Origin of the sequence: Actinosynnema sp. NPDC023658 (assembly GCF_040639995.1) — a bacterium.
In the GTDB taxonomy this organism is placed as follows: Bacteria; Actinomycetota; Actinomycetes; order Mycobacteriales; family Pseudonocardiaceae; genus Actinosynnema.
The window spans coordinates 1-9,781 of the sequence record NZ_JBFAAX010000207.1; the positions used below are offsets into that span (position 1 = coordinate 1).

Below are 9,781 nucleotides of genomic sequence, written 5' to 3' on the forward strand. Positions count from 1 at the left end.
GGTCGGGCCGCGCTCCGGCGCTCAACGGTCGAGGAGGTCGAGGAGGATGGCCGCCTGGGCGGACGGTTCCCCGTCCTCCGGGCGCAGCACGAGGTCAGGGCTCCGGGGTGCCTCGTACGGGTCGTCCACGCCGGTGAAGCCGCGGATCTCCCCGCGCAGCGCCTTGGCGTACAGCCCCTTGGGATCGCGTTGGGCGCAGACGTCGAGCGGGGTGTCGACGAAGACCTCGACGAACCGCAGGCCGGCTTCGTCGTGGATGCGCCGGACCTCGTCCCGGTCGGCCCGGTAGGGGCTGATCAGCGACACCACGGCGACCACGCCGGCGTCCGCGAACAGCTTGGCGATCTCGCCGGTGCGCCGGACGTTCTCCCGGCGGTCCTCCGCGCTGAAGCCCAGGCCCGCGTTGATGCCGAGCCGCAGGTTGTCGCCGTCCAGCAGGTAGGCCGGACGTCCGGACGCGACCAGCCGTCGCTCCAGGTCCGCGCCGACGGTGGACTTGCCGGACGCGGACAGCCCGGTGAGCCACACGGTCATCCCCCGCGTCGCCCGCTCGGCGCGGGTGACCGTCGACTCGTGCCGGACGATGTTGGCCGCGGTCACCGCCGGACCGATGATCATCCCCGCCCCGACGGTCTTCCTGCTGACCTGGTCGACCAGGATGAAGCTGCCGGTGTCGCGGTTGCGGCGGTACGGGTCGAACATCAACGGCTGCTGCGCGCGCAGCCGGATCCGGCCGATCTCGTTGAGGGCCAGCGAGTCGACGTCCCTGTCGCGGTGCAGGGTGTTGACGTTCAACCGGTAGTCCAGCTCCCGCACCGTGGCCACGACCTCGCGCGTCGTGTGGTGCACGGTGTAGCGGTCGCCCGCGGTCAGCTCGACGTCGTCGGCCAGCCAGCACACCATCGCGTCGAGGTCGGTGCCGACCTCCGGCCGGTTGCCGGGGCGGCAGATCAGGTCGCCGCGCACGATGTCGATCTCGTCGGTGAGCGCGAGGACGACCGCCTGCCCGGCGAACGCCTCCTCGACCTCCGTCCCGCCCGGACCCCAGATGCCGTCCACCGTGGTGCTGAACCCCGACGGCAGGACGGTGACCTCGTCTCCCGGTTTGAACACCCCGCCCGCGATGGTGCCCGCGTAACCGCGGAAGCCCTGCTTGTCCGCGGCGAGGTCCGTGCCGTGCGCGCGGATGACGTACTGCACCGGCAGCCGGGCGTCGATCAGGTTGCGATCGGACGCCACGTGCACCTCTTCGAGCTGGTGCAGCAGCGCGGCGCCCTCGTACCACGGCGTTTCCGCGCTGCGGTTGACGATGTTGTCCCCGTGCAGCGCCGACACCGGCACGAAGGTGAGGTCGTGCAGGTCCAGCTTGGCGGCGAACCGCCGGAACTCCTCGACGACCTCCTCGAACCGCTCCTGCGCGTAGCCGACGAGGTCCATCTTGTTCACGCACACGACCAGGTGCGGCACCCCGAGCAGGCTGGCGATGAACGCGTGCCGCCGCGACTGCTCCAGCACGCCCTTCTCCGCGTCGATGAGGATCAGCGCGACGTCGGCGGTCGACGCGCCGGTCACCATGTTGCGGGTGTACTGGAGGTGGCCCGGGGTGTCGGCGATGATGAACTTCCTCCTCGGCGTGGCGAAGTAGCGGTAGGCCACGTCGATGGTGATGCCCTGCTCGCGCTCGGCTCGCAGGCCGTCGGTGAGCAGCGCGAGGTCCGTTCGCGCGTTCCCGCGCTGCGCGCTGGTCCGCTCGACCGCGGCGAGCTGGTCCTCGAAGATGGCTTTGGAGTCGTACAGGAGCCGCCCGATCAGCGTCGACTTGCCGTCGTCGACGCTGCCTGCCGTGGCCAGCCGAACGAGTTGACGCATCAGAAGTAGCCTTCCTTCTTCCGGTCCTCCATGCCGCTCTCGGAAATCCGGTCGTCCGCGCGGGTGGCGCCGCGTTCGGTGACCCGCGTGGCGGCGACCTCCGCGACGACCTCCGCGGGCGTGGCCGCCGTGGACTCCACGCACCCGGTGCAGGTGGCGTCTCCGACCGTGCGGAACCGGACGGTCGTGGTGAACGGCTCGTCGTGCGGCGTCCTGGGCAGGAAGCGGGTGTCGGCCAGCAGCATCCCGTCGCGACGGACGACGCCACGCCGGTGGGCGTAGTAGATCGACGGCAGCTCGATGCCCTCGGCCTCCACGTAGGTCCAGATGTCGAGCTCGGTCCAGTTCGACAGCGGGAACACCCGGATGTGCTCGCCCTTGCGGTGCCTGCCGTTGTACAGCCGCCAGAGCTCCGGCTGCTGGTTGCGCGGGTCCCACTGGCCGAACTCGTCCCGGAAGCTGAACACCCGCTCCTTGGCCCGCGCCTTCTCCTCGTCGCGCCGCGCCCCGCCGAAGACCGCGTCGAAGCCGTGCTCGCGGATGGTGCGCAGCAACGTGGTCGTCTGGAGCCGGTTGCGGCCCGTCCGCGGATCCTCCACGACCCGGCCCGCGTCGATGTCGTCCTGCACCTCGCCCACGACGAGTCGCAGACCGCGCTGCTCGACCACCCGGTCGCGGTACTCGATCACCTCGTCGAAGTTGTGCCCGGTGTCGATGTGCACCAGCGGGAACGGCATCGGCGCGGGCCAGAAGGCCTTGGCGGCCAGGTGCAGCATGACCACGGAGTCCTTGCCCGCGGAGAACAGCAGCGCGGGCTTGGCGAAGGTGGCCGCCACCTCGCGGAAGATGTGCACCGCCTCGGATTCGAGGGCTTGCGGGTGCGCCAGTTCGTAGGACGTCGTCATCTAGCCCTCCGCGGGTCGGGTCTGGTCCACGGCCGCGGCTCGGCCGATCCCGGCGAGCCGGTCGAGCAGGGCGCGGACCGGCTGGTCGGCGTCGGCCGCCACCGCCGCCAGCGCCGTCTGCCACTGCCGCAAGGTGGTCTCGGCCTCCTCGGCCGTGAAGTAGGCCGTCGGGTAGTCGGCGCGCACGCTCCAGCCCTTGCCGTCCGCGACGACGTACTGGAGCCAGTCGAACTTCGCGGAGGCGCCGCCCACGTACACCCGCTCGCAGTGCAGCCCGGGGAGCACCAGCCGGCCCGGGGCCTCGTCGAGGCCGAAGCAGATGCGGCCGAGGTGCTCACCGGAGAGCACGCGCCGCGTGCGGGCGACTCCCCCGCCCAGCTTGGCGTAGGGCATGTTCCGGTGGCGCAGCACCGCCAGCGAACTGCGCTTCACGCCGAGGCAGACCTCCCCGAGCGTGCTCTCGGCGGGGACCTGGCACCGCAGGGGCAGGAGGTCGGTGAGGCATCCGATGACACCGTCGAGCTCCGGGTCGCCGCGGCGGGAGACCGGCGTCCCGATGACGATGACGAGGTCCTCGCCGTTCACCGCCGCGGCCGTGCTCGCCATGCCGGCGGTCATCAGCACGGTCGGCGTGTTGCGCAGCGACCGGGCCCGCGCGCGGAGCGCGCCCCCCAGCTCCGGCGTGATCGTGCCGCGCACGGTGGCGCACTCCGAGCCCCGCCGCTCGGGCAGCGGGCGCGGGCCGGGTGGCAACCGGTTGAGCGGACGTGCCCCGTCCAGGTACTCGGCCCAGAAGGCCTGGTCCTCGGGATCCACCCCGGACGCGCGCCGGCGGACGGCGTACTCACCGAGCGTCGAGTCCGGCAGCGGCGGCAGCGCCTTCGTCGCGACACCGATCTGCTCCGCGTACAGCGCGGACAGCTCCTCGTCGATCAGCACCAGCGAGGCGTCGTCGACGGCGATGTGGTGCACCTGCACCAGCAGCACGTGCTCGTCCGGAGCGAGCTCGTACAACGTGAGGCGAGCCGGTCCCTCTGCGACGTCGAGCGGCCGTTGCCCGGCCCGGTGCAGCACGTCGTGCAGGTCCCCGCCGGGCCACGGCAGCCGCTCCAGGACCAGGGTGCCGTCCGGGTCGATGTCCTGGACCGGACCGGAGTCGTCCAGCCTGAACCGCGTGCGGAACGCGGCGTGCCGGGCGACCAGCGCGGCCAGCGCGCGTTCCAGTGCGGGCACGTCGAGCGGACCGGTGATGCGCTGGGCCCACGTCTCCAGGAACGGCGACGGCTGACCCAGGAACCGGTCGGCGATCCAGATGGCCTCCTGCTCGAAGGTCTGGGGGAACACGCTCGGCATCGGCCTCAGCGCCTTTCCAGGGCCGACAGGTCGACCTTGCCGTTCTCGCGGTGCGGTAACTCGTCCAGCACCTCGAACCGGCCGGGGACGGCGTAGGCGGGGAGGACCGCGGCGAGCTTCCCGCGCACGTCCCTCGGCGACAGCTCCGCGCCGTCGACGAGCGTGTAGACCAGGGCGATGTGCTCGACCACGCCGTCGGCGTCGGTGCGGGCGACCGCGGCGCAGGAGCGGATCTGCGCGATCCCGGCGGCGGCGGCCTCGATGTCACCCAGCTCGATCCGGTTGCCGCTGAGCTTGACCAGCCGGTCCCGACGGCCGCGGTAGTGCAGGACGCCGTCGTGGTCGACCAGGCCGATGTCGCCCGTGCGGTAGGCGTTCCGGGGCTCACCGCCCACGTCCAGCCGGAAGAACCGCTCGCGCGTGAGCCGCTCGTCGTGGAGGTAGCCCAGCGCCACCCCGGCGCCGACGGCGATGATCTCGCCCGGTTCTCCGGCGGCCGCGACCGAACCGTCCTCGCGCAGGACGACCACCGCGCTGTTGGGCACCGACACCCCCACCGGGATGCCACCCGGCACGGTGACGTCGGCAGGTGTCATCCGGTGGATCGAGGTCAGCATGGCGTTCTCGGCCGGCCCGAAACCGTTCCAGATCGGGAGGTCGGGGAAGCGCCGCAGGAACGCCTCGACGTGCCGGGCCGAGTGCTTCTCGCCCCCGGCGTAGAGCGCCCGCACCCCCTCGAACGCGTCGACGTCCTCGTCCACGATCAGGTTGAACAGCGATGTCGTCAGCCAGACCGTGTCGACGCCGTCCTCCTCGACCAGCTTCCGCAGCCGGCTGGGCATGAGGTGGTTCTCCTCGACCACGACGCACGTGCCGCCGGTGGTCAACTGGCCCCAGAGCTCGAACGCGTACATGTCCCAGGCGCCGGGGGCGACCTGCGGGGTGGTGTGCCCCGGGCCGAACCCCGGCAGGCCGCCCGGCCCGAACATCCGGGTGACGGCGCGGTGCGGCACGAGCACGCCCTTGGGCACGCCCGTGCTGCCCGAGGTGAAGAACACCATCGCCAGGTCGTCCACACCGGTCGGGACCGGCTCGAACAGGCCGTCGACCGCGCCTTCCGCGATCTCCGCGACCGGTGCGGGGGCGAGCGCGCGGGTGACCCCGAGCGGTTCGCCGCCGGGCAGGCCGACGACGACCGGGTGGTCGAGCTGGCCCACGATCGACTGGATCCGGTTGACCGGCCAGCGCGGGTCGAGGACGGCGTACGCGGCACCGCTCATCAGCACCCCGAGCTGGACGGCGATCAGGTGGGCGCCGCGCGGCATCACCAGCGGGACGACGTCGCCGGGCCGCACCCCCCACCCGGTCAACCGGTGCGCGAGTGCCGTCCCGGCCCGGGCGAGGGTCCGGTAGTCGATGCGCTCGTCGCCGTGTGCCACGGCGAGGTCGTGGGGTGCGACCTCGGCGAAGTGCGCCACCGAGCCGTGCACGGTCCGCAGCGGTGGCCCGCCCACGACACCGCTCTCCACCCCGCTCACCCCGCACCGAGCCGGATCTGCTCGACGAAGTCGGCCAGTTCGTCGTGGTCGAGCAACACCGTCGGATCGACCCGGCAACCGAGTGCGCGCTCGATGCGCGCGCAGATCCGGATGGCGGCCAGCGAGCCACCGCCGAGGTCGTAGAAGCTGTCGCGCCGACCGACCTGGTCGACGTCCAGCACCTCGGCCATCACGGCGGCAACCTGCTCCTCCAGTTCGTCGGCAGGGGGCTCGTACTCGACTTCGGACAGGGCGACACGGCTCTCGACCACGGGTCTCTCCTCATTTCCCGGACAGGATGCAGAATTCGTTGCCTTCGGGATCGGCCAGCACGACCCACCCGTCCGGCTTCCGGAAGTCCGCGATGACGGTGGCGCCCAGCGCGATCGCGCGCTGCACCTCTTCCTCCTGCGTGCGGCCCTCCGGACGCATGCAGAAGTGCATGCGGTTCTTCACGGTCTTGCCGTCGGGCACGAGGATGAAGAGCACGGTGCAACCGGCGCTGCCGGCGACGTAGCACTCGTCCGACCCCGGCCGGACGCCCTCCTTCGGCGTGAACCCGGCCAGCTCGCACCACCACTGGGCCTGGGTGTAGGGGTCCTTCGAGTCGATCGTGGTGTGCGCCAACGTCAATGCCATCGGATTCGTCCTTCCCTGACTCTCTCAGTTCGACCCGGCGACCGGACCGGCCTTCTCCGGGGGGACGGCCAACTCGGCCTCCCGCAGGGCCCGGGTCGTCACCCGCGAGGCGAACACGATCGCGGCGATGGTCAACCCGATGGCGGAGACGACGAAGGTGGCCTCGGTCCCGCGCCACCGCGCCACCGCGCCGCCGAACAGCGCGCCGACCGGCACCGCGCCCAGCACGATCAGCCGGTAGGCAGCGGTCACCCGGCCCAGCAGCTCGTCGCGCACGGCGGCCTGCCGGAGCGTGCTCACCACGATCTGGTTCAGGGCCGTGGCCACCGCCGCGAAGAACATGAAGGCCTCGATGAGGACGATGTTGGTGCTGAGGCCGAGTGCGGCGTAGCTCGCGGCGGGCCCGAGGGCCGCGAGCCAGGTCACCAGTCCCCCGCCGATGGCCGGGACCACCTTCGCGGCGATCAGCGACCCGACGATGGCGCCCACGGCCGGCACCGCGATGAAGAACCCGTACCACGAGGCGGGCACGCCGAGCGGTCCCGTCGCCAGGAGCACGAGCAGGCTGGTGGTGGCGGACGAGAAGAAGTTGATCGAGGCGGAGATGAACGCCACCCGGCGCAGCAGCCGGTGCTGCCAGAAGAACGACCAGCCCTCCTTGATGCTGCGCACGACCTCGCCCGGCGAGTGCCTGCTCCCGCTGGTGTCGCTCGCCGTGGGCAGCATCCGCGGCAGCGTGACCGCGGCCAGCGCGGCGAGCGCGAAGAGCCCGGCGCTCGTGGAGAACACCAGGACCGCGGACAACGCGAACAGCGCGGCGCCCGCCGGCGGCCCGATGAAGCTGTTGATGGCCGACTGCGTGGCGAACAACCGCCCGTTGGCCCGTTCCAGGTCCTTGCGCTCGACCAGCCGCGGGGGGACGGTCAGCGCCGCGTTGTCCACCAGGGTCTCGGCGGTGCCCGCGAGGAACACCGCCACGTAGAGGACCACGATGCTGCGCAGGTCGGTCACGAGCGTCAGCACCAGCAGGCCGAAGCCGACCGCCCGGACCAGGTTGCCCCAGAACATGATCAGGCGCCGGTCGATGCGGTCGGCCAGCGCCCCGGCGGGCAGCGTGAAGACCAGCCACGGCAGGAACTGCGCCACGGTGATCCCGCCGATCAGCAGCGGATCCCTGGTCACGACCACGGCGAGCAGCGGCACGGCCGCCAGCACCAGCCCGTCGCCCAGGTTCGACAGGCCCTGCGACCACCACAGCCGGGTGAAGCCGCGACCCAAGCTCATCTGCACTCCTCTGCCGTCCTTGCCCCGGGAACCTGCCGTACCGCCGTGCACGCGTCGAGGGCCGTCCGCTAGCCCCGCGCCCCCAGGATCAGCTCGTAGTAGGGCTGTTGGTCCCGCGTGAACGCGACCACGGTCCGCTCCAGCTCGTCGGGCAGGCGGTTCTCCCCCGCCGGCGCGACGCCCAGCGCGCTCGACTCGCTCGCGGCGGCGTGCCAGCGCCCGGTCGTGCCCCAGCTGCCCGGCGGCTCCTTGCGGAAGGTGAGCGAGTCGGGGACGAACGCGATCCCCATGGCCTCGCAGTACTTCCTCATCTCCCCCTGCGCGTCGACGACCAGCTCGTCGCCGTCGACGATGTGGATGGGCAGGCCCGCCGAGGTGACCGTGGACACGATGTCCCACAGGTTCCGGAAGCCCATCGCGTCGGAGGTGGCGTCGGACTGCATCCTGAGGTGCGAGCGCACGGTGTCCCGGGGGTTGCGGACCATGGCCGCGTGCCGGCACCGCTGGACGAACGCGGGCGCCGCGGCGAGCCGGTCGAAGGCGAAGTCGGTCGTGTCCTTGAAGAAGACCGGTCGTTCGGCGGCGAGGTCGACCAGGGCGGCCATCACCTCGTCCTGGCTGTGGCACGTCCGGTCCGCGACCTCGGCCACGCCGAAGTCGCACACCCGGGAGAAGGGCTCGTGCACCACCAGGAAGTCACCGCGCTCGTGCATCGCGCGTTCGAAGGCGGTGGACCGCGACCGCGGCACGCACCACAGCGCCAAGAGGTCCGGTTGACCGGTCACGACGTCACCTCCCCGAGCGACTTGTCCAGTTCGTGCAGGGCCGTCCGCAGGACGCGGATGCCCGTGAGGTACTCCCCGATCAGGATGTGCTCGTCGTCCGTGTGGTCCTGGTGTGGGTCGCCCGGCCCGTAGGTCACCATCGGCACGTCCCAACTCCTGCTCAACGTGTTCATGTCACTCGTGCCCGTCTTGAGGTTGTGGCTGGGCTTGAGGCCTTCCAGGAGGATGGCGCGGGACAGCGCGCGGACGCACGCCGAACCCCTCGGCACCACGACGGCGGGCACCTCGTACGCCGTCGCCACCTCGATGTGCTCACCGAGGATCGTCGACACGCGTTCCCGAAGGTCGCCGGCGGTCACCCCCGGCGGGGTGCGGAACGACAGCGAGCACGCGCTGGAGAAGGGCTCGAACCGGCCGTTCTTGACGATCATCCCGATGTCGGCGAAGTTCGCGTTGCCGTGCGCGGAGAAGGTGTCGAGCAACCGGCCGAGGCCCCGGATCAGCGTCTCGCTCGACTTCACGCCCGGAGTCGCCGTGTGCGTGCGCGGGACGTCGCACCGCACCTCGAACTGCACCATCCCCTTGTAGCCCAGGGTCACCGTCGAAGCCCCGCTGGGCTCGCCCACGATGACGGCGTCCGGCACGGGCACGGTCGTGCGGACGTGTTCGGCGCCCCGCGACGACAGCGCCTCCTCCTCGACCACGCCCACCCAGTGCACGCGCAGGTCGAGGTGACGACTGGTGAGGGCCGCGACGAGCATCGCCATCAACGCGCCCTTGGCGTCGACGGCGCCGCGCCCGCGGACGACCTCCTCGCCGTGCTCGAACGGCACGTCACCGGGAACGGTGTCCAGGTGGCTGAGCAGCATGACCGTCCGGGACCCGCGCCCGACCAGCGCGTGCACGTTCCCCACCGCGTCGATGAAGCTCTCGGCGCCGAACCCCGTCGCGATCTGCCGGAGGCGCTCGGCCAGCCGCCGCTCGTCGCCGGAGGTGGACGGGATCGACACCGCCTCCGCGAGCATCGCCACGGCCGCCTCGTCGACCAGCCCACCCTCCCGAGCGCTGAGGTCTTGGATCGTCATCGTCGGCCGAGCCCCTTCCCGATCAAGGTTCCGCTTCCCCCGAGCGCTGCGGTGAGGGGCGATCCCACGCGGCCGTCGCAGATCTGCACCGTGCGCGCGCCCTTCTCCAGGGCTTCCACCGCGGCGGCGACCTTCATCCGCATCCCCCCGCCCAAGGTCGGCACCAGGTCCTTGGCGTCGTCCAGGCCCAGGACCGGGATGGTGGACGAGGGGTCGGTCGGGCTCGCCAGGACCCCGGCGGTGTCCGTGAGGAGGACCAGCCGGTCCGCCTGCCACGCCGCGGCGATCTCGCAGGCCATCCGGTCCGCGTTGACGTTGGTGGC

General features: G+C 71.7%; 9 protein-coding genes and 1 pseudogene. All 10 read right to left on the reverse strand.

The features are described from left to right. Window positions 1–21: 21 nt before the first annotated feature. Entirely contained in the window at window positions 22–1,869 is a 1,848-nt protein-coding gene (cysC, locus tag AB0G02_RS20835; protein WP_360796887.1) for an adenylyl-sulfate kinase, read from the reverse strand. After that, window positions 1,869–2,774, reverse strand: a complete 906-nt coding sequence (gene cysD / locus AB0G02_RS20840) for a sulfate adenylyltransferase subunit CysD (RefSeq protein ID WP_360796890.1) — start codon at window positions 2,772–2,774, stop codon at window positions 1,869–1,871. The genes cysC and cysD overlap by 1 nt, the downstream gene beginning before the upstream one ends. Further along, window positions 2,775–4,127, reverse strand: a complete 1,353-nt coding sequence (locus AB0G02_RS20845; RefSeq protein WP_360796893.1) for a condensation domain-containing protein — start codon at window positions 4,125–4,127, stop codon at window positions 2,775–2,777. It lies immediately after the preceding gene. A gap of 5 nt (window positions 4,128–4,132) precedes the next feature. Continuing rightward, on the reverse strand, window positions 4,133–5,656 hold the full coding sequence (locus AB0G02_RS20850) for an AMP-binding protein (RefSeq protein WP_360796896.1): 1,524 nt from the start codon (window positions 5,654–5,656) through the stop codon (window positions 4,133–4,135). A 5-nt stretch (window positions 5,657–5,661) separates the two neighbouring features. Then, window positions 5,662–5,937: a phosphopantetheine-binding protein gene (locus AB0G02_RS20855; protein ID WP_360796899.1), complete on the reverse strand. Its 276-nt coding sequence runs from the start codon at window positions 5,935–5,937 to the stop codon at window positions 5,662–5,664. Window positions 5,938–5,947: 10 nt separating this feature from the next. Further along, the gene (locus AB0G02_RS20860) at window positions 5,948–6,304 is read right to left on the reverse strand and encodes a VOC family protein (protein ID WP_360796901.1); all 357 of its coding nucleotides are present in this window, start codon (window positions 6,302–6,304) and stop codon (window positions 5,948–5,950) included. Window positions 6,305–6,328: 24 nt separating this feature from the next. Next, the gene (locus tag AB0G02_RS20865) at window positions 6,329–7,588 is read right to left on the reverse strand and encodes an MFS transporter (RefSeq protein ID WP_360796904.1); all 1,260 of its coding nucleotides are present in this window, start codon (window positions 7,586–7,588) and stop codon (window positions 6,329–6,331) included. 68 nt (window positions 7,589–7,656) lie between these two features. Then, window positions 7,657–8,373 carry a hypothetical protein gene (locus AB0G02_RS20870; RefSeq protein ID WP_360796907.1) on the reverse strand — a complete coding sequence of 239 codons (717 nt, stop codon included), beginning with the start codon at window positions 8,371–8,373 and terminating at the stop codon, window positions 7,657–7,659. Continuing rightward, window positions 8,370–9,458, reverse strand: coding sequence for a M20/M25/M40 family metallo-hydrolase (locus AB0G02_RS20875; RefSeq protein ID WP_360796909.1), 1,089 nt, complete (start codon window positions 9,456–9,458; stop codon window positions 8,370–8,372). Before AB0G02_RS20875 ends, AB0G02_RS20870 begins: the two co-directional genes overlap by 4 nt. Continuing rightward, window positions 9,455–9,781: pseudogene (locus tag AB0G02_RS20880) on the reverse strand (acetylglutamate kinase); the annotation flags it as partial. The gene AB0G02_RS20875 and the pseudogene AB0G02_RS20880, both read right to left, overlap by 4 nt.

Bases quoted from the DNA above. Each gene is read 5' to 3' on its own strand.
- cysC (WP_360796887.1), bottom strand. From the start codon at position 1,869: ATGCGTCAACTCGTTCGGCTGGCCACGGCAGGCAGCGTCGACGACGGC.
- cysD (WP_360796890.1), bottom strand. From the start codon at position 2,774: ATGACGACGTCCTACGAACTGGCGCACCCGCAAGCCCTCGAATCCGAG.
- AB0G02_RS20845 (WP_360796893.1), bottom strand. From the start codon at position 4,127: ATGCCGAGCGTGTTCCCCCAGACCTTCGAGCAGGAGGCCATCTGGATC.
- AB0G02_RS20860 (WP_360796901.1), bottom strand. From the start codon at position 6,304: ATGGCATTGACGTTGGCGCACACCACGATCGACTCGAAGGACCCCTAC.
- AB0G02_RS20865 (WP_360796904.1), bottom strand. From the start codon at position 7,588: ATGAGCTTGGGTCGCGGCTTCACCCGGCTGTGGTGGTCGCAGGGCCTG.
- AB0G02_RS20875 (WP_360796909.1), bottom strand. From the start codon at position 9,458: ATGACGATCCAAGACCTCAGCGCTCGGGAGGGTGGGCTGGTCGACGAG.